17 protein-coding genes are annotated in these 19370 nt (G+C 42.6%); 9 read left to right on the top strand and 8 right to left on the bottom strand.

The window, feature by feature from the left end:
• Window positions 1-35 precede the first annotated feature (35 nt).
• Both gloA and AC4MBN_RS05050 read right to left on the bottom strand, forming a co-directional pair.
• Window positions 36-437: a lactoylglutathione lyase gene (gene gloA / locus AC4MBN_RS05055; protein WP_004782618.1), complete on the bottom strand. Its 402-nt coding sequence runs from the start codon at window positions 435-437 to the stop codon at window positions 36-38.
• 1 nt (window position 438) lies between these two features.
• The gene (locus tag AC4MBN_RS05050; protein WP_419374451.1) at window positions 439-2610 is read right to left on the bottom strand and encodes an AmpG family muropeptide MFS transporter; all 2172 of its coding nucleotides are present in this window, start codon (window positions 2608-2610) and stop codon (window positions 439-441) included.
• A gap of 178 nt (window positions 2611-2788) precedes the next feature.
• Between AC4MBN_RS05050 and AC4MBN_RS05045 the strand changes: the two genes are divergently transcribed.
• Complete coding sequence (locus AC4MBN_RS05045) at window positions 2789-5440, top strand: Lon protease family protein (RefSeq protein WP_419374450.1); 2652 nt, start codon at window positions 2789-2791, stop codon at window positions 5438-5440.
• Between the two features lie 87 nt (window positions 5441-5527).
• Here the strand turns inward: AC4MBN_RS05045 and grxD are convergent, their stop codons facing one another.
• Window positions 5528-5869: a Grx4 family monothiol glutaredoxin gene (grxD, locus tag AC4MBN_RS05040; protein ID WP_034702064.1), complete on the bottom strand. Its 342-nt coding sequence runs from the start codon at window positions 5867-5869 to the stop codon at window positions 5528-5530.
• A gap of 160 nt (window positions 5870-6029) precedes the next feature.
• On the opposite strand from grxD, the gene AC4MBN_RS05035 reads away from it, so the two are divergent.
• Window positions 6030-7241, top strand: coding sequence for an aspartate aminotransferase family protein (locus tag AC4MBN_RS05035; RefSeq protein WP_166138891.1), 1212 nt, complete (start codon window positions 6030-6032; stop codon window positions 7239-7241).
• 57 nt (window positions 7242-7298) lie between these two features.
• On the opposite strand, the gene AC4MBN_RS05030 is transcribed toward AC4MBN_RS05035, so the two are convergent.
• The 3 genes from AC4MBN_RS05030 to surE form a co-directional block, all read right to left on the bottom strand.
• Window positions 7299-8228, bottom strand: a complete 930-nt coding sequence (locus AC4MBN_RS05030) for a LysR family transcriptional regulator (RefSeq protein ID WP_419363502.1) — start codon at window positions 8226-8228, stop codon at window positions 7299-7301.
• A gap of 91 nt (window positions 8229-8319) precedes the next feature.
• The gene (locus AC4MBN_RS05025; RefSeq protein ID WP_166138886.1) at window positions 8320-9159 is read right to left on the bottom strand and encodes a peptidoglycan DD-metalloendopeptidase family protein; all 840 of its coding nucleotides are present in this window, start codon (window positions 9157-9159) and stop codon (window positions 8320-8322) included.
• A 107-nt stretch (window positions 9160-9266) separates the two neighbouring features.
• Window positions 9267-10043: a 5'/3'-nucleotidase SurE gene (gene surE / locus AC4MBN_RS05020; RefSeq protein ID WP_166138883.1), complete on the bottom strand. Its 777-nt coding sequence runs from the start codon at window positions 10041-10043 to the stop codon at window positions 9267-9269.
• Window positions 10044-10151: 108 nt separating this feature from the next.
• Here surE and AC4MBN_RS05015 point away from each other — a divergent pair, with 108 nt between their 5' ends.
• The 4 genes from AC4MBN_RS05015 (at window position 10152) to AC4MBN_RS05000 (ending at window position 12974) form a co-directional block, all read left to right on the top strand.
• On the top strand, window positions 10152-10523 hold the full coding sequence (locus AC4MBN_RS05015; protein ID WP_166138880.1) for an MCR_0457 family protein: 372 nt from the start codon (window positions 10152-10154) through the stop codon (window positions 10521-10523).
• 159 nt (window positions 10524-10682) lie between these two features.
• A complete protein-coding gene (locus tag AC4MBN_RS05010) occupies window positions 10683-11063 on the top strand; it encodes an MCR_0457 family protein (protein WP_004782633.1) in 381 nt (126 codons plus the stop codon).
• A gap of 128 nt (window positions 11064-11191) precedes the next feature.
• A complete protein-coding gene (dacC, locus tag AC4MBN_RS05005; protein ID WP_004782636.1) occupies window positions 11192-12340 on the top strand; it encodes a D-alanyl-D-alanine carboxypeptidase PBP5/6 in 1149 nt (382 codons plus the stop codon).
• Window positions 12341-12443: 103 nt separating this feature from the next.
• Window positions 12444-12974, top strand: a complete 531-nt coding sequence (locus AC4MBN_RS05000; protein WP_491880770.1) for a gamma carbonic anhydrase family protein — start codon at window positions 12444-12446, stop codon at window positions 12972-12974.
• Window positions 12975-13013: 39 nt separating this feature from the next.
• Here the strand turns inward: AC4MBN_RS05000 and AC4MBN_RS04995 are convergent, their stop codons facing one another.
• Window positions 13014-13529: a DUF1543 domain-containing protein gene (locus AC4MBN_RS04995; protein WP_419374448.1), complete on the bottom strand. Its 516-nt coding sequence runs from the start codon at window positions 13527-13529 to the stop codon at window positions 13014-13016.
• A 357-nt stretch (window positions 13530-13886) separates the two neighbouring features.
• Between AC4MBN_RS04995 and AC4MBN_RS04990 the strand changes: the two genes are divergently transcribed.
• Window positions 13887-15476, top strand: coding sequence for an ATP-binding cassette domain-containing protein (locus AC4MBN_RS04990; protein ID WP_491880769.1), 1590 nt, complete (start codon window positions 13887-13889; stop codon window positions 15474-15476).
• Between the two features lie 56 nt (window positions 15477-15532).
• Here the strand turns inward: AC4MBN_RS04990 and AC4MBN_RS04985 are convergent, their stop codons facing one another.
• Entirely contained in the window at window positions 15533-17467 is a 1935-nt protein-coding gene (locus AC4MBN_RS04985; protein WP_491880768.1) for an acyltransferase family protein, read from the bottom strand.
• A gap of 271 nt (window positions 17468-17738) precedes the next feature.
• On the opposite strand from AC4MBN_RS04985, the gene AC4MBN_RS04980 reads away from it, so the two are divergent.
• A complete protein-coding gene (locus tag AC4MBN_RS04980) occupies window positions 17739-18224 on the top strand; it encodes an NUDIX hydrolase (RefSeq protein ID WP_491880767.1) in 486 nt (161 codons plus the stop codon).
• Window positions 18225-18228: 4 nt separating this feature from the next.
• Window positions 18229-19368 carry a tRNA 2-thiouridine(34) synthase MnmA gene (mnmA, locus tag AC4MBN_RS04975; RefSeq protein ID WP_034703632.1) on the top strand — a complete coding sequence of 380 codons (1140 nt, stop codon included), beginning with the start codon at window positions 18229-18231 and terminating at the stop codon, window positions 19366-19368.
• Window positions 19369-19370: the final 2 nt, after the last annotated feature.

The following is a 19370-nucleotide window of genomic DNA, read 5'->3' as shown; positions in this document are numbered from 1 at the left end:
CATGAATACATTTCACATATCTCGCTCTATAACACTTAGTTATTACGTGCGTTGTTGTCTTGCTGGATTAGCTCGATTTTGTAGCCGTCTGGATCTTCTACAAATGCAATGACAGTGACACCGCCTTTCATTGGGCCAGCTTCACGAACAACATTGCCACCACGTGCCTTGATTTCTTCACATGCTTTATAAGCATCATCTACCGCAATCGCAATATGACCGTAGCCATTGCCTAGGTCATAGCTTTCTGTATCCCAGTTATGGGTCAGTTCAAGCACAGTGTGATTTTCTTCATCGCCATAACCCACAAAAGCCAAGGTAAAACGACCTTCTTCATAATCACGCTTACGAAGTAAAGTCATACCAAGAACTTCAGTATAGAACTTGAGTGATTGTTCCAGATTGCCTACACGTAACATGGTATGCAGCATGCGCATATTAATCATCCTTATTTACAGATTGTTTTTGGTGTTCACCGAGCAATTTTGCCACCCAAACGACCAGAATCAGGATTGGAATCCCGATTAAAGTGGTCATCAGGAAGAAATTCGGATAACCGATATTGGTCACTATAGTACCCGAATATCCACCTAAAATCTTAGGAGTCAAGGTCATGAGTGAGCTAAAAATAGCATACTGAACAGCGGTAAAGGACACACTGGTCAGACTGGACAGGAAGGCAATAAAAGCAGCGCCTGCGAGACCTGCGGCCAGATTATCGACAATAATTGCAAAATATAGCCACCATGAACTATACGGTTTAATCACCTTACCTTGAATTTCAACATTCTCGCCTGTTCCAATTGTAATCGGTTGAATATCAATATCCATCGGATTGGCCTGAGTCTGCGACAAGTCCACAGCATATGAATGCTGCTGGGTAACCATCGGTTGCTCCTGTTGCATTAAGCTTGCATTGATTTGCTTCATAGGTGCCGTAATCAGTTTCTCGGCAGGAATAGCAGCACTAAAGACACGCCCTTCATCCAGCTTGGCATCGAATTTATCGCCATTCAGCTCTAATACAATTTTTTGCTCTGCAGTTAAATCCGGCCCTAGATACTGACCGCGAACCACGATGCTATTTTCCTGTTCATTGGCACTGATCAGGTTATCTGTGGTAACAGGCAAAAGCTGTAATTGTGCTGCTTTCGAAGCATTCTGTTGCAAATAAGGCAGGTTAACTTGTACTGCATCTGCCGGATGATTCAGATAATGTGCACGGACCTGAATCTGTTCGGCCTCTTTGAAGGCAGTAGTGGGTACATTCAGTTTCCAGTAACCGACTTCATCTGTATCTGCCTGAAAGGTTTGCTGGCCTACCTGAACTTCGACCTGTCCCAGCTTTTCACCAGACTTCACTAAGCCAATAAAAATCAGATTGGTTGAACAGGCCAGAATCGCGCCTACAAACATCAGTTTCATGATGTTCATTTTCTGGGCCAGCAAGCCACCTAAGAAACCGCCAAGCAGGGAGAAAATTACCCCATACACTTTCACAGCTTCAGCAATCTGCTCCTTGCTGAAATTCAGATCCTGATAGAACACATTGGAAATCACACCGGCAATAATATCGGAGACCCGATAAAAACCGATCAACAATAACAACACTAAAGCCAGCTTTAAGCCATAGCGATCAAAGAAATCCGCTACGGGATTGACCCAGGTCTCGAATGCCATCTGTTTATTCACAGCACCCATTTTGACCAGAATCGTACCCACACCGAAAGCGACAGCACCTGAACCGATAAAGCGTAAAGCCTCAAAACAGAACAAGGCAAAAGTATCCTGAATCGCCCATTGTTCAGTGATACTCGATACCAAGTCACCGGAATAGACATAGCTCAGAACAAAGCTGATAACTGCCACAAAAAACACGCCGACGAGACGAAAATAATCACTGCGCTGATAATCTTTACGTACCCGATCCACTTGAGGCTCACGGATGACCAATGTGGTGATAATCCCAACCAGCATAACCGCCGCCATCGCCAGATAAGTCCATTTCCAGGCATCATAGATATAGTTGCCTTTGGCTGTACCTAAATATGCCGCCAGAAACAGAGCTCCAGCGCCAGCCACAATCATCCCGATCCGGTAACCCGCATTATAGGTCGATGCCAGTACGGTCTGCATCTGGGTTTCGGCCAGCTCAATACGGTAAGCGTCAATGACAATATCCTGCGTTGCCGCCGAAAACCCAAGCAAGACTGCACCCAATGCCATCTGCTGTAAATGTGCCTGCCCCAATGCCGGATCTGAAAAAGCCATAATTGAAATTGCAGTCACGATTAGAATCTGGGCAATCAGCAGCCAGGCGCGCCGGCGACCCAAAGCTTTGGTCAGAAACGGGACAGGTAATTCATCGATCAGTGGCGCCCAGACGAACTTGAATGAATAGCCCAGTGCAGCCCAGCTGAAAAAAGTCACCGCACTTTTACTGATTCCGGCTTCACCGAGCCATAAAGACAAACTGGAAAAAATCAAAAGAATCGGGACACCGGCTGAAAATCCGAGAAACAGCATGATCAGGGCACGTCGATCCAGAAATGCTGTAAATGCGGATTTCCAACCCGTCGTTTGTGTTGTCATTGCTTTGTTATTTTCCACGAAAACCAATTGCTGCTATTCAATCCTTTAATAACGTATCTTTCAACAAAATTTATATATTTCTCGCATGCCCGATTTTTTATTTTGTGGCAAAACTGACATGTTGGCTTGAATTTTTCAAGTAAATCTGTATACCTTAAACCTTATCCACGTCATATTTCGTTTTGGACTTTCAACAGTGACTCAGAGACTCGATCAAATTCATTCTTCAATTTCAAGTAATACAACTATATCTCAACAAAATATCAGCTCCGACCTACTTATCTCAGCCTTTGAACAAAGCGAAATTACACCAACCCTTGAAAAGACATGCCTGAAACCGGCACAACTGACGCGTATTGCCGATCCGGATAAAATCCCGGCATCGACCAAGCGAATCAAGCCTTTGAATAACTTTCTGGGCCAGGACCGTGCCCGTGCTTCGGTTGAAGCCGGTATTGCCCTGCCATATTCAGGCTATAACATCTTTGCCGTGGGTACTGCCGGACTCGGCAAACGCACCATGGTGAAGCGTTTGCTACAGCAACATGCCAAAACCATGCAAACACCAAATGACTGGGTTTATGTCAATAATTTTCAGAATCCTCGTCAGCCTATCGCACTGGAATTTCCAGCCGGTCAGGGGCCTAAGTTTCAGGCGATGCTGCACCAAAGCTGGCAATCCATTCTAAAACAGCTGGAGCGCCGTTTCACTGCGGAAAGCTATCACAACCGGATTGAAATGATTCGCCAGGAAACGGGTGATGAACAGCAACTCGCTCTGATCGAACTGACCCGTGAAGGTGAAGAACTCGATCTGAAACTGATTTCTCGTAATGATGAACATTGTTTTGTGCCAATTCATCTAAAAGATGACAAAGTACAGGAAATGTCTCAGGAAGATCTGAATGCTTTAAGCAATAAAGATCGTGCCGAAATCGCCTCTAACATGCGTTACATGGACAAGAAACTGGAACGCCTGGGACTTCATTTGGGTGATCTGGAAGACGATGCGCGTGACCGTGTTCAAGTATTGAATCGTGATATTGCCAAACAGGTAGTCATGCCACGCGTTGAGCAGATGCTGACTAAATTCAAGCATGTCGATGGTCTGGAACACTATCTGAAGCAATATGCTGAAGACATTATTAATAATGTCGAAATTGTACTGGAACAGGAAGAAGATGATTTTACCCCTGCCCAGTTTAGCCGCGTACCAGCGCGCTTCCAGGCCAATGTAATTGTCACCCATAAGCCAAATAGCGGTACACCCGTTATTTTTGAAGATTTCCCGACGCATTACAATCTATTGGGTCATGTGGAACAGTTGACCCAAAATGGTACGATTACCACAGATTTCACGCTGATCCGTCCCGGCTCCTTACATAATGCCAATGGCGGTTTCCTGATGCTTGAAGCTGAACAGTTACTGGAACAGCCATATGCATGGCAAGGTCTGAAACGTGCCCTAAAATCTGGGCATCTCAAGCTTTCTTCTCTAGAACATATGCTGACCCTCACCGGTAGCATTTCCATTGAACCAGCTTCTATTCCGCTGAATATCAAAGTGGTGCTGCTGGCAGAGCCAGAAATTTATTATGAAATTCTGGAACTTGAACCAGAACTAGGCAGTATCTTTAAAATCCGTGCCGATTTTACCGACACCCTGCAACGTAATGATGAAAATGAGCAAGCCTATATGCAGCTCATTGCTGACTATGTGCAATCAGATAAATTATTACCATTTGACCGTTCTGCATTATCTGCCCTGCTGACCGACTCAAGCCGTCAGGCTGAAGATCAGAGTTCCCTGTCACTACATGCATTAACGCTGGGCGACCTGATTCGTGAAGCGCATCATCATGCATTCGAAGCGGGTGATAAGATGGTGTCAGAAAAGCATATCAATACCGCACTGGATCATCGTAAATATCGCTTAGGCTATTTACGTGAGCTATTCTGGCAAGATCTGACCCGTGGCACTCAACTGATTGAAACTCGCGGTCATCGTCTAGGCCAAATCAATGCGCTGTCTGTGATTCATTATGCAGATGTTGAATTTGGTCTACCTTCACGCTTAACTGCTTCTGTATATCAAGGTGGCGGTGATATTCTGGATATCGAACGTAGTGTAGAACTTGGCGGTTCTTTGCATGCTAAGGGCGTGCTATTGATGGCCTCCTTTCTAAAAGCCCATTTTGGTCGTGAACAGACCCTGCACTTCTCTGCCGCTTTAGCTTTCGAACAAAGCTATGGTCAGGTGGATGGTGACAGCGCGACAGTTGCTGAACTTTCAGCGCTGATTTCTGCGATTAGCCAGTTACCGATCGACCAGTCCTGGGCGATTACCGGTTCCATGAACCAGCTTGGTCAAGTACAACCGATTGGTGGTGTCAATGCGAAGATTGAAGGTTTCTTCGATGCCTGTAAGTTGCAAGGCCTGACAGGTAAGCAGGGTGTGATTATTCCACGACAAAATATGCAGCATCTGATGTTACGTAAAGATGTCATTGCTGCAGTCGAAGATGGTCAATTCCATATTCATGCCATTGATAATATCGCGCAGGCTTTGGAAATCCTGATGGCACGTCCGGTCGGGACTATGGACAAGAAAGGCCGTTATAGCAAAAACTCGATCTTTGCTGCTGTGATGGAACAACTCGAGTACTGGCAAGCCATTGAAGATGGTGCCGAGTTTGAGGAAGAACCTAAGAAAAAGAAAAAAAAGAAGAAAAAGAAGAAAGATAAGGCGCCTATAAAGGAAGTTCAGACCGATCCAGATACCTTAGCTGAGGCCTTGGTTGCTGAATCAAAAGAACTGGAAAAATCTGAGGATCAGGCAGAAGATTAATTCTGCCCCCCCTATCTCACTATTCACCCATAAAAAAAGCGCTTCTTTCGGAAGCGCTTTTTTACATCTATCAGTTTAATCTAAAGATTAAGCTTCAGGTGCTGGGCTGTATTGTTCTACTAAAGGCTGTAACTCACCTTTTTGGAACATTTCTAGCATGATGTCACTACCACCGATCAATTCACCATTGATCCAAAGTTGTGGGAATGTCGGCCAGTTCGCAATTTGTGGCAGAGTTGCACGAATATCTGGGTTTTCCAGAATATTAACATAAGCAAATGGACGACCAATTTGACTGAGTGCTTCTACCGCACGTGCAGAAAAACCACATTGTGGAAATTGTGGTGTGCCTTTCATATAAAGAAGTACTGCGTGCTTGGCAATTTGGTCACGAATTAACGCTTCGGTATCGCGTGCTTGTTCAGTCATTGATAAATCCTCAACTAATCTGTCTCGCATTATACCCAAAACAGAGAAAAACAGTACGTCTAAAGTAATAAATCCATTTTTATTTACAATTACCCTTTAAATCTGACCAAGTTTTTGCTTATATAAGTTTTTCTTTCCACCTAACAGTAAAGAGTTAGTCATGAATAATATTACCCTCGCTCCGGTACAAACTGATCAACCTTCACATTTGATGCCAGTCTTTGGTCGTCAACCGATCAGCTTTGTCCGAGGACGAGGTGCATATCTGTATACCGAAGATGGTACAGAGTATTTAGATGCCTTAACAGGGATCGCCGTTTGCGGTTTGGGTCATGCTCATCCAGTGATTGCTGAAGCAATTGCGGAACAGGCTGCAACCCTGATTCATACCAGCAACCTGTTTGAAGTGCCTTGGCAAACTGCTGCAGCACAGAAACTGGCTGAAGTCGCTGGCATGGAAGAAGTTTTCTTCTCCAACAGTGGTGCAGAATCGAATGAAGGTGCGATCAAAATTGCGCGTAAATTCGGTCATATGCAAGGCATTGCAACACCAAAAATTATTGTAGCCGACAAGTCTTTCCATGGCCGTACGCTGGCAACCCTGTCTGCAACGGGTAACAAAAAAGTTCAACAAGGCTTTGGCCCATTGGTTGAAGGCTTTATTCGTGTACCTTTTGGCGATATTGAAGCTATCGAAGAAGCAGCAATTAACCATCCGGATATCGTGGCTATTCTGGTTGAACCGATCCAGGGTGAAGGTGGTGTCAATACAGCACCGCAAGGCTTTAGTTACCTGGAAGAAATCCGTCAGATCTGTAATCAGCACAACTGGTTGATGATGCTGGATGAAGTACAAACAGGTAATGGCCGTACCGGTAAATATTTTGCTTATCAGCACACCAATATTGTGCCCGACGTATTGACGACTGCTAAAGGTCTAGGCAATGGCTTCCCGATTGGTGCCGTGATGACTCAAGGTCGTGGTGTCGGTGTTTTAACTGCGGGGAACCACGGTTCGACTTATAGCGGTACTGCACTGGGTTCACGCGTGGTTTATACCATCATCGATATTATGCAAAAAGAAAATATCGTGGCTAATGCCGCTGAAAAAGGTGCATATATTGTTGAGCAGTTACGTAGCCAGCTTGCAGATCATCAAGTGACTGTACGTGGTTTCGGCCTGATGATCGGGATTGAGTTGCCTAAAGACTGTGGTGAGCTGGTGGATATTGCACGCGATGAGTACAAAACCATTATCAACGTGACTGCAGGTAATGTTGTTCGTCTGTTGCCTACCCTGAACATTACTCAGGAACAGGCTGATCAACTGATCGAACGTTTAGTGAAAATGATCAAAGCTTATCTTGCTTAAACCTATCTTGAAAAACAAAAAAGCCGCTTTAAAGCGGCTTTTTTGTTTATAGGGAATTTACGATGCGACTTGTAACAAACGTCCACCAGAGATCTGGCTAAAATATTGTTTCAATGTATCCAGACAGCGCAGGACTTTAGTCGGTTGCTGTTCTCGATTAAACATAACTGCATAAAGGGTGACTGGCGGAAGTTTCCATTCAGGCAAGACTTCAATCAGTGAACCATTTAATAAATCTTTTTTAACATCAAGATATAAAATCTTGGCAACCCCATTGCCTTGCAGGCACATGGCTTTTGCAACCAGGCTGTTATTGGTACTAAAGCGTGAGCTTAGTTCAAAGTCGACCTTTTCTGCGCTATGCACATGTTGAAAACTGAAATTCTGATGATTTTTAATATGCGTTAAAGGCAAAACATCATGGTGTTTCAGGTCTTCAGGACGCGAGATAATTGCGGTCTGGTTAATATAGCTTGGCGCAGCAACAAGAATCTGTTCAATCTGCATTAATGGCACAACCTGAAGGTTGTGGTCATCATCGTTCTGGTCAAATCGCAGGGCAATATCAATACGCCCTTCCAACAAATCAACCTCATGATTGTTTGTTTCCAGGTGGACTGTCAGGCCACGGTGTGCGGACATCCAGTGAGAAAGTGCAGGAATCACATGATTCGCGCATACTTCCGGTAAGGATACAATACGAAGTTCACCAACAAGATCGTCACGTAACTCGTTAATGCGAACCTTTCCACGCTCAGCAGCAGACAACATTTCCTGGCAGCTGTGAAAAAAAGCTTGTCCCGCTTCGGTCAGACTTAATTTTCTCGTAGAACGATTTAGAAGTACAACTTCCATATCCTGTTCTAAAGAGCGAATTTGTTGACTCACGGCGCTGGTTGTAATCCCTAGCTCACGTGCAGCACCGCTAAACGAGTTCTTTTCCACAACACAAGCAAAGACACCCATTGCTCGAAGTTGATCTAACATAAATTCCCCTCTAAACTTATGAGATGCTTCATCTTTTGATAAAAGCAACTCATTGTATTATACGGTGAAATTTACGTTTTGCATTATTTATTTAATTATTTGGTAAAACTGCTGTTGGATTAATCGGTTTTCCGTCTAAGCGAACCTGAAACTCAAGCATAGTACGGGTTGTACCAGTCGCTCCCATCTCGGCAATTTTTTGACCAGCCGTTACATTTTGGCCACTTTTCACGCTTAATTTACTGTTATGCGCATAAGCTGTGATATAGCCATTAATATGTTTAACTAATACCAGATTACCGTATTCCTTCAGACCATCTGCTGCATATACCACCTGCCCATCTGCTGCAGCAAAGACCGGATCTCCGACATTACCGCCATAACGGGTACCTTTGATATTTGCAGCCAGATCATAGTTTTGTAATACCGGACCATTTGATGGCTTGACCCAACGTAATCCCGCTGCTGTCGATACTGGGGTAATCGGTGCAGAAGTAGTGGTGGCAGGTTTTGGCGTAGTCTTAACAGTTGTTGGAGCGGGAGTGGTTGGCGCTGGAATCGCAATCGTTTGACGCTGAATCGGCGCAGCTTGGGTAACAGGTTGAGTCGCTGTAGTACGGCGAGCAGTAGTGTTATTTTTCAGGCGAATCGACTGACCCACATAAATACGATACGGTGGAGCAATATCATTCATCTCTGCCACACTGATATAGCTCAGACCATAACGTGCAGCAATGCCACTCAAAGTATCCCCAGAGCGTACCGTATAGAAGTCAGGCGCTGCGGCATAGCGGGTCATATTATTGACCTGAGGTTTAGTGGCACAACCAGTAATAATCAATGTGGAAACAACCACAGTGGACAAAACCAGAGTTTTGATGAAGCTGGATGGTGAAGCATGAATGAAGTATTTCGGTGACACCAAGGACATTATCTTCCTCTCTAACATCTATACGGTTGCAAAAACCCAGTAAGATTAGCAAAGTTTTACTACAATATACTTGTAAGCTTTCATTTTTCACAAACTTATAACATTCATTAGATTTTGTTTAGAATCTGGGCTTGCAAAGTGTGAAGTGTGTCATAGTTTGTAGCATCCATCTGAATTGGCGTCACGCTTACATAGCCATTGGCAATTGCAAAAAAGTCTGACTCGATTTCAGTTCCTTTATGTTTTGGCATTGCGACTGCTTCACCCGATAGCCCAATCCAGTAAACCTGGCGACCACGTGGATCTACATGACTGGTAATCGGCTTGGACTGGCTACGGCGTCCCTGAAAGGTCACTTTAGCTCCTTTCAGCTCAGCCACATCAGGAATATTCACATTAAAAATATGACGCTCAGGCAAAGTTGGCAAACCTGCCGCAATAAAATCATGCACCCATTGCGCTGCGATGCGATACTCTTCTGGTGAGGTATAAGATCGAACGTTTTGCCCACATAGAGAAACTGCTAATGCAGGTTGTTTGGCCAGCCGACCTTCAAATGCGGCACCCACCGTCCCTGAGTACAGCACATCATCTCCCAGATTGGCGCCACTGTTAATGCCGCTGACCACCAGATCGAATTCAACATCAAATAAGCCATTCATGGCCAGATAGACACAGTCAGCCGGCGTACCATTCACTGCCCATACATCGGGAGAAATCTGGATCGGTCTTAATGGTCGGTCTAAAGTCAGTGCACTGGAAAATCCGCTACGTTCACTTTCTGGGGCTACCACCACAACGCGTCCTAAAGGTCTCAAGGCCTGCGCCAGTGCCTGTATACCCGGTGCAAAAACGCCATCATCATTGGAAATTAATATATTCACTGCAAAATCTCGTTGAGCTAAAAAATGACTCGCTAGGACATTTCATTGTATTAGTTCAGGAATTATATATATTTGTAGCACGATATCCATTAATACATATGGTTTAAGATGATGAAAAAATTCTCTCTTTGGGGTGCTTTGGCTTTAAGTTTGGCAACTTTTGTTTCTCCTGCAGTTATTGCCAATGATTTGACAGCTGAAGAAAATGACATGATCGTGAAAGAAGATGTTGCGTCTGCACAGGTAATGATTGAAGTATGCCCAGGCATTATTGGTCAGAATGCAAAATTCGATACAACGATTCAGCAGCTGATTCAATCTTATCTAAAAGAATACTCAGACAAATCGATGACCTATCAAAAACTTCAGGCAGACAGTGAATATAAGACTGTGCTTGAAGAAGCGCGTCAAGGTGCAAAACAGACTGCAAAAGACGAACAAAAAACAGCGTGTGAAGACGTTTTAGCCTATCAGGAATAAAGTCTTTCTCACTGAAATGAGACGATGCCAGCATCGTCTTTTTTCTCTTACACATTTCTTCATAATTCTACAGCTTCACTACATTTCCCCTCTTTTCAATTTTAAAAATATCTTTAAGCTAACAAATTATTGTTCTACATGTAATTTTTGAGTTTTTTGATGAAACATACATTAATTAAAAGTTTAAGTTTATCTGTTGTTGCTGGTATGACACTTTGGGGCAGCTCGGTTTATGCAGCAAATGAAAATATTGAAGTCACCCCGAGTCAGGAAATCACCAAGCAAGAATTGGCTGCAATTTATGTCCTTTCTGAAATTTGCCCAAGCATGGTCAAAGACAAAGCAAAATTCAATCAGGGTTATAATCAGTTGGTGACTGAATATCTACCGGGCCAAAAAAATCCGGTAGAACGCCTGAACCAGATGGTAAAACAGTCAGATTTCCGTAACATTCTGGCTGAAGCACAGAGCGATGCCAAAAAGGCTGGCAAGAAAAAGAATCAGGCCATTTGCAATGAGTTGGTGAGCTACAGTAAATAATCCACTTTTTGAGTGATTGCTTACAATACTTTTGAAATAACCCCGGGTTTCCCATAGAAGTCAGCCTAGCTTTGTCCTAAAATGCTAGGCTCTTCGTGCTTACATCAAGATATTGGAACCCACTAGAAATGACCCAAAAAACTGCCCTTGCTGCATTATTATTAATTCCTAGTTTTAGCTTTGCAGCAACTGTCTTATCTGCACCACCAGAATTGAATAATAAATCTTATGTGCTAATGGACTACGAGACAGGGCAAATTCTCGCATCAAAAAATGAAAATGAAAAATTAGCCCCTGCTTCAATGACCAAGATGATGACCAGTTACATCATCGAGCAGAAGTTATTAAGTGGTGAGCTGACTGAAGATGAACAGGTTCGCATGAATGAATCTGCATGGTGCCGTGGTAGCAGTGCAGAATCATGTATGTATGTGCCTTTAAATGGTACGGCGACTGCACTAGAAATGTTGCGCGGGATTATTATCCAGTCCGGTAACGATGCATCTAAGGCGATGGCTGAACATATTGCAGGGAACGAGGGTACCTTTGCACATATGATGAACCAAGAAGCGAAACGGATTGGCATGACCAATACCAGCTTCATCAACTCGACTGGTATGCCAGCTGAAGGCCATTATTCGACAGCGAAAGATATGGCAACTTTGGCTCAGCACATCATCAAAGACAGTTCAAAATACTATCCAATTTACTCTGAAAAAGAATTTACTTTTAACGGGATTAAGCAAGGCAACCGTAATGCCCTGCTCTATACTGATCCAAGTGTAGATGGTTTGAAAACTGGTCATACTGATGAAGCCGGTTACTGCTTAACGACTTCTTCAAAACGTGGTCCGACTCGTCTGATTTCAGTGATCTTCGGTGCACCAACCATGAATGAACGTGCGTCGCAAACACGTGAACTTCTGGCTTGGGGTTATGCGAACTTTGAAACCAAAAATGTTCAGCCTGCTAAACAGGTTCTAGCCAAATCTAAAGTCTGGTTTGGTAAGGAAAATGAAGTTCAGATCGGTCTTGCAGAAAACTTTAACGTGACTATGCCTAAAGGTCAGGCTAATGCCATCAAAACTCAATTGGTCGTTCAGCCTAAACTGACTGCGCCTTTACAACCAGGTCAGGTCGTAGGTAAATATGTGGCAACTTTAAACGGTAAAGTAATTGCTGAGAAACCACTTGTTGCGCTGAAAGCAGTTGAAGAAGCTGGTTTCTTTGCCCGTATGCTGGATCATATCAAACAATTCTTTAGCAACCTGTTCTAATATTTATTATCAATATTAGCTCCGACTAAAGCCAAAGCACACATTCATCGAATGTGTGCTTTTTTATTTTATAATGCTTATAAACTTTCAGGATGATACTGACATGAGCCAAAACATTCGCCCTTATCTGGATACTCGCCCGCAAATCGCTGACTCCTGTTATATCGATCCGATGGCGGTGATCGTAGGTGATGTTGTTTTAGGCGAAAATGTATCTGTGTGGCCTTTTGCTGTCATTCGTGGTGATGTGAATCATATTCGTATTGGCAAGAACTCGAATGTACAGGATCATTCCATGTTGCATGTGAGTCATAAAAAAGCGGATAAACCTGAAGGTTCACCACTGATTATTGGTGAAGATGTCACGATTGGCCATCACGTAAAATTACATGGCTGTACCATCGGTAATCGTGTTTTAGTGGGCATCGGTACAATTATTCTCGATGATGTAATTGTTGAAGATGATGTGATGATTGGAGCAGGTTCACTGGTACCACCGAATAAGGTATTAGAAAGTGGGTACTTGTATGTAGGCAGTCCAGTCAAAAAAGTGCGTCCACTGACTGAAAAGGAAATAGCTTTCTTGCCTTATTCAGCACAAAACTATGTGAAAGTCTCAGGCCATTACAAATAAATCGACAAACTAAGGCTACTTTACGTAGCCTTATCTTAATTAAGGAATAACCACATAATCATTCTTAAAACTATTGGCTTCAAAGTCTCCCTCTACCAGACGCACAAATTTTTGGTTGATTTCGTTTAGTTCCAAACAATCATCTACATCAATCACGGCATCGGTATGAGGTTTAAACCAGGTCTTTTCAATGGCCAGCTTGCCTTGTGCTTTAGCTTCAGTCTTATTTTTAGCAGCAACTACCAGATATTTATGGATTTCACCAAACTGATCTGGCACATAAGCACCCAGATTGATCAGGAATAATTTTAAATCCTGTTTTACAGGTGTGTCCGTCACCTGAACCTGATAATTCAGATCCTGATAGCTAACACCATTGATCATCATCCAGCCATCGACATGCAGGCCTTTTTGCACACCAAACCATTGCTGCTTCAAATATGGGAAAGCTGTCTTAATATCTGAACTAATGACCGGAATTACATCATGTACTTCTACATTGGCTTTTTCATGCTTGCCACCCAATAAAGCAATATAGAGCTTGAGTTCAGACATAAAAAAATCCTTTAAAAGTAAAATAGAGAAAACTTTATCCGCATAGTGTAAATGAAACTTACTCGTTCAACTTCAAGTCAATCATCTCATATTTTAAAATCCTGAAATTTACTTAAATCAGCCTCAATACAAGGGATGAAAAAATCCTAATTTGATCTATTTTTAAGCAAGCTTATTTGTATTAAAATAAGGTCCAAATTCCCCTTCTCTTATAAGTGAGTCACGCCAATGAAGTAAGTCTATTTTTCTCATCAACGATTATTTTTAGATTGATGTGCAAAATAGATCGTCTGGCTTGATCTTTTCTAGAAAAAATCCCTTTTTTATTTTGTGCATCCTGTATTTATGAGGTTATTTATGACTCAGCAGGCATGTGTAATATCCACTCTGACTTTAGAATTCCCGTCCAAAGTCATGTTTCAGAATTTAAATTTTACCCTTCCTAAAGCCCAGGTCAGCGCTTTAATTGGCCGTAATGGACAAGGTAAGTCTTTGCTTATGCAGCTTTTGCATCAGGCTCAGCATTCTTCTCCACATTTCTCAGGCCAAGTTTCCTGGCAAATACATCATGCCTGTCTACCACAATTGCATCGGTTAAAAGCAGCTACGATTGCTGAAGCACTCGAAGTAAGTCAATTACATCGTGCTTTTAAAAAAGTTGAACATGGTACAGCCAGTTTCGAGGATTATGAGCTACTTGAGGATAGTTGGCACTTGCCGCATGAATGGCAGCAACTGTTGAGCTCAGCACAATTACCCACCGATCTGGACTTTCCTGTGCAATATTTGAGTGAGGGCCAAAAGACCAAACTTGCTTTATGTAGCTTGTTCTTAAAGCCTGAATATTATTTATTGCTGGATGAGCCAAGCAACCATCTGGATCGTGAAGCACGGACATGGTTAATAGAGTATTTAAAGTTACATCCTGCTGGTGCGTTGATCATTAGTCATGACCGGACTTTACTAGATCAGGTTAATCATATTTATTATTTAAATGAGCATGGATTACAGCACTTTACTGGAAACTATGCGGAGTTTTTTGAACAGTATCAGAAAAATGTCACTTCACTCGAACAGTCAATTCAGCAGAGTCAGCGTGATATTAAACAGATGAAGCACAAGCAGCATGACGTTTTAATGAAAGCACAAAAGCGGGAACGTGCCGGAAACAAATTACGTGATTCGAATTCCCAAGCCAAAGTGCTTTTAGACTTTAAAAAGGAACAAGCTGGTCAAAGTATAGGTAAAGTTCAGGCACAGCACCAACGGCAAATTTTGAATGAACAATCTGAGTTAAAAGTTCAAAAGCAGCAACTTGAAAAGATAAAACCTCAGCTATTTCAATTTCCAGATTTTAAACCACAGTCTGGTGAAATTCTGCGGGTTAAAGAGTTACAGCTTCCTTTTGGTACTCCACAGCCTGTGAATCTTGCTTTAAGTGCAGCTGAAAAAATCCATATTGTAGGCCGAAACGGAATTGGTAAATCCACTTTACTGAAACTGGTCGCCCAACAAAAGCAGCAACCTCTAGATCAAATCTTTCTGGCACGAAGCTGTTTTTATCTGGATCAAAATTTTAGTTTTCTCAATGAGGCACTAAGTGCGATTGAAAATTTAAGGCAGATGAATCCCGATATTCCGGAAGTGGAATGGCGTAATTTATTGGGCCAACTCAGAATTCGTGGTGATAAAGGTACTTATCCTTTGCCTCAGTTAAGTGGTGGTGAAAAGCTGAAAGTGGCGTTATTAGGTCTTAGCCAGGTCTCTCCTCAACCCGAACTTTTATTATTGGATGAGCCAGAAAATCATCTGGATATTGAGTCTAAAGCTTTGTTGGCAAGTGCAATTCAATCTTATACAGGCGCTGTGATTTTAGTTTCACACGATGAACAGTTTGTGCGTGATTGCGGGATCACTGAAGTATTCAATATGAATGGTTTTAATTAAACTTATATACGTAAAAGCCACCTCAACAGGTGGCTGATCAATCACAGGAAATAAGCTTATTGATTTATAGTCACACCCTGCGAATATAAATTTAATAAGTATTTTGACAATATGGTATTCCCTACAAATAAAGAACCTGATTCACTTAAGTGACCATAATCTACCTGAAGCAGGTCTTCTCCTTGAGCGGCCCGAATCCGACATTTGTATTGCTGCTGAACATCATCTTTTTTACATAGATGATCAATGAGAGAGATATAGGTAATTCCCTGAGGATATTGTAATTTTTTCATTTTCTCGTCTACCTGAACTGCTCTTAAGTCCAGTCCGGCATCAAATATAAAATCTTCAGCACTATTCCAGTTTTTCGGTTTCACCATCACTTTCGGAAGCGAAGGTTTCCATTGTGAAATTGGCCCCACAATGACGATATTGGATACGCCAAGCTGAAGTAAACTTTTCCCGATATTTTCCCAATTGGTTTCGTCGTGTTTCAGGGCTTGAGTGATAACCACAATTTTGGGTTTCAGCTCTGCGATGCTCTTTAGTGCCAGTTTATTGGAATAATCACAGGCTTCTTTATAAGCTCCTTTATGATAGTTGATCTCGGTTAGCGATGCCCGGCAAATGGAGGAGGTTTTCTGATAAAAAGGGATATCATTGGATTTCAGTAATGTCCTCAGCCCTAAAGAAAGTGCCTCAGCATGAGAATCTCCCCATAAGAACACCCCGCCTTCCTTTTGTTTCGTGATACAGACCGGGTCAGGATCATAACTATTATGCTCAGTCAGGCTCACGTAAGTATCACATTTCAGCCAGTATGCATCCCTTAAATTTTTGAATTTCTCATTATAATAATCTAAGAATTTTGCCTGTTCTGAAGCTGCACCTTGGCGTAGATCTGTATTAAAACCATTAAATATATTTAAAGTAACTCCTAAGTTCATGAGCACTAGAGAAAAATAAAGCGGTTTTATACGGTAAATATCTTTCCACTGGTGATATGAAGGTAATTTAATCTGCTCAATATACTTGTAGCTTAGAAAACCTAACCCTATAGAAAGTGCTATTCCTGCATATACATAATACTCAGGCAATGAGTAGATATAGATCAGAACCACCAAAGGCCAGTGCCAGAGGTAAATAGAATAAGACCAGGTTCCCAACTTTTGAAAAAAAATATTATTGGTAATAACGCTGCCATTTCGATGCGCCTGAATCATCAGGAAGGTACCGATAACAGGAAAAAATGCCAGATAACCAGGCCATAAATCTTCTGCTGAAATGAAGAAATAAGAACCCAGTATAAGTGCCAATCCCGTTCCTTCCAGCAACCTTTTCTTATTTTCCTGCAGGGCCAAAGGGTAAAGATAAGCAATTCCCCCGATCATCATTTCCCAGGCTCTGGTAGGTAACAGGAAATAAGCCGGATTTGGCCATTTGTAGGTAGCGATCACAGATAGAATGAATCCTAAAATCGTTCCCGCTAACAATACAAATTTCATGGTGTGGATGGACATAAACTTGCGCATGGCAATGAGAACGAGCGGATAAATCATATAGAATTGCCATTCGACGGAAAGTGACCAGGTATGTAATAACCACTTTTCGTGAGTGCCTGCCTCAAAATAACCGGATTCCTTCCAGTAACTGATATTGGATAAAAAGGTCATGCTACTCGCGGCATGCTTACCCAATAACTTGTAATCAAAAGGCGTCAAATAAAACCAGCCAAAAATCATTAATACCAGACACAGCACGGCCAAAGCTGGAATAATCCGATTCGCACGAGCCACATAAAATTTCAGAATAGAAAATTTTTCATGTTCTAAATCTTTAAATATGATTCCAGTCATTAAAAAGCCTGAAATCACAAAGAAGACATCTACCCCAACAAAACCGCCAGGCAGCCAGGCCGCATTAAAATGAAATAGCATGACTGCAATCACTGCAATTGCTCTGAGGCCATTGATGTCTGTTCTGAATTTCATTGGAGTCCTGTCCTATAAAGCGTGTTATTTATTTTAATTGTTATGAAATACTGCTAGTTTTTATTAAATTATATTTTAAATCAAATTCTTATATTAAAGCGTAGAATACAGATATTACTGTTTTAGTATTTTATGCACCCATTATATTCTACGCTTTCTTTTTCGCCAAATGCTTTTATTGTTAATCATCTAAATTAAAATCCCGAGTATCGACATAGCCACCGCCGCCTAAATTTTGTAGAATACAGTTTTTATTCCATGGTGCTCCTCTATGACCGCTTGGACTGCTCACGTCACTGTCGCAACTGTCGTCGAAAATAATGGAAAATTCCTCTTCGTTGAAGAACATACTGAAGGTGTCACTCATACCGTATTTAATCAGCCAGCAGGCCATGTTGAGGCAGGTGAAACCATTGTCGAAGCAGCCATTCGTGAAACCATGGAAGAAACCGGCTATCAGGTTAATGTCACTGATCTGATCGGCATCTATACCTATACCCCACCGATGTTCCCGGATCGTACCTATTTCCGTTTCTGCCTGAGAGCAGAAGCCATCAGCCATGATGAAAATGCTGAACTGGATACCGGTATTGTCGGTGCAGTCTGGATGACGCTGGATGAACTGGTTGAAACCGCACGTGCCCGTAGCCCATTGGTGATTAAAGCCGTGCAGGATGCCCAAACTGGCAAACGCTATCCTTTATCGCTCATTTACGAGCACCAAAATTCTCCCTTAATTTCAAATTTGGATGCCTAATCCTATGCAACAACGTGTCATCGTCGGTATGTCTGGTGGTGTAGATTCATCTGTGTCTGCAGCTCTCCTCCTTCAACAGGGTTATCAGGTTGAAGGTCTTTTCATGAAAAACTGGGAAGAAGATGACGGCACAGAATATTGTACGGCAATGGAAGATCTTGCCGATGCACAAGCCGTTTGCGACAAGATCGGGATCAAACTGCATACTGCCAACTTCGCGATGGAATACTGGGATCGCGTATTCGAGCATTTCCTGGCGGAATATGCTGCTGGCCGCACCCCAAACCCGGATATTTTGTGTAATAAGGAAATCAAATTCCGCGCCTTCCTGGATCATGCGATCAATCTCGGCGCTGACTTTATTGCCACCGGTCACTACTGTCGTCGCGGCGAAACCATGACCAATTCACGCGGTGAGCAATATGCTCAATTACTGCGTGGTTATGACAATAATAAAGACCAGACTTACTTCCTGCATGCAGTTCATGGTCGTGAAATTAATAAGACCCTGTTCCCTGTTGGTGAAATTGAAAAACCGCAAGTCCGTAAAATTGCAGAAGAATTAGGTCTAGCTACAGCCAAGAAAAAAGATTCTACGGGTATCTGTTTTATCGGTGAACGTCGCTTCAATGACTTCCTGAAGCAATATTTGCCGGCTCAACCTGGAAAAATCGTGCTGGAAGATGGCAAAGAGGTTGGTGATCATCACGGCTTAATGTACTATACGCTCGGTCAACGCGGCGGGATCGGTATTGGTGGTATGAAAGGTGCTGAAGAAGGTGCCTGGTTTGTACTGCATAAAGATATTGAAGGTAACCGTCTGGTGGTGGGTCAAGGTCATGAACATCCACTGATGCAAAGTACCATATTGTGGTCTGAAGCGATTGACTGGGTAGCCGGTGAACAGGATATTCCTGAATCAGGTTTCCGCTGTACGGCAAAAACCCGCTACCGTCAGCCTGACCAAGCGTGTACTATTTTCAAGGATCCAGAAACACCAAACGGTGTTCGTGTTGAATTTGATGAGTCGCAACGTGCTGTGACCCCAGGTCAAAGCGTTGTATTCTACTCAGGTGAAGTTTGTTTAGGTGGTGGCGTGATTCATCATACCAATGCGCCTAAACCTGATTTTATTAAAGGATGATT

The sequence above is a fragment of the Acinetobacter sp. CAU_H_60 genome (genome assembly GCF_058599385.1).
Note: the sequence above shows the minus strand (reverse complement) of the source record. Positions and strands in the feature narration are given on the sequence as shown.

What these genes read in the sequence shown, in the direction of transcription:
- AC4MBN_RS04995 (WP_419374448.1), bottom strand. Translation starts at nt 13,529, where the DNA reads ATGTCTGAACTCAAGCTCTATATTGCTTTATTGGGTGGCAAGCATGAA.
- grxD (WP_034702064.1), bottom strand. Translation starts at nt 5,869, where the DNA reads ATGACTGAACAAGCACGCGATACCGAAGCGTTAATTCGTGACCAAATT.
- AC4MBN_RS05010 (WP_004782633.1), top strand. Translation starts at nt 10,683, where the DNA reads ATGAAACATACATTAATTAAAAGTTTAAGTTTATCTGTTGTTGCTGGT.
- AC4MBN_RS05015 (WP_166138880.1), top strand. Translation starts at nt 10,152, where the DNA reads ATGATGAAAAAATTCTCTCTTTGGGGTGCTTTGGCTTTAAGTTTGGCA.
- AC4MBN_RS05025 (WP_166138886.1), bottom strand. Translation starts at nt 9,159, where the DNA reads ATGTCCTTGGTGTCACCGAAATACTTCATTCATGCTTCACCATCCAGC.
- mnmA (WP_034703632.1), top strand. Translation starts at nt 18,229, where the DNA reads ATGCAACAACGTGTCATCGTCGGTATGTCTGGTGGTGTAGATTCATCT.
- AC4MBN_RS04985 (WP_491880768.1), bottom strand. Translation starts at nt 17,467, where the DNA reads ATGAAATTCAGAACAGACATCAATGGCCTCAGAGCAATTGCAGTGATT.
- AC4MBN_RS05035 (WP_166138891.1), top strand. Translation starts at nt 6,030, where the DNA reads ATGAATAATATTACCCTCGCTCCGGTACAAACTGATCAACCTTCACAT.
- AC4MBN_RS05030 (WP_419363502.1), bottom strand. Translation starts at nt 8,228, where the DNA reads ATGTTAGATCAACTTCGAGCAATGGGTGTCTTTGCTTGTGTTGTGGAA.
- dacC (WP_004782636.1), top strand. Translation starts at nt 11,192, where the DNA reads ATGACCCAAAAAACTGCCCTTGCTGCATTATTATTAATTCCTAGTTTT.
- gloA (WP_004782618.1), bottom strand. Translation starts at nt 437, where the DNA reads ATGCGCATGCTGCATACCATGTTACGTGTAGGCAATCTGGAACAATCA.
- AC4MBN_RS04990 (WP_491880769.1), top strand. Translation starts at nt 13,887, where the DNA reads ATGACTCAGCAGGCATGTGTAATATCCACTCTGACTTTAGAATTCCCG.
- AC4MBN_RS04980 (WP_491880767.1), top strand. Translation starts at nt 17,739, where the DNA reads ATGACCGCTTGGACTGCTCACGTCACTGTCGCAACTGTCGTCGAAAAT.
- AC4MBN_RS05000 (WP_491880770.1), top strand. Translation starts at nt 12,444, where the DNA reads ATGAGCCAAAACATTCGCCCTTATCTGGATACTCGCCCGCAAATCGCT.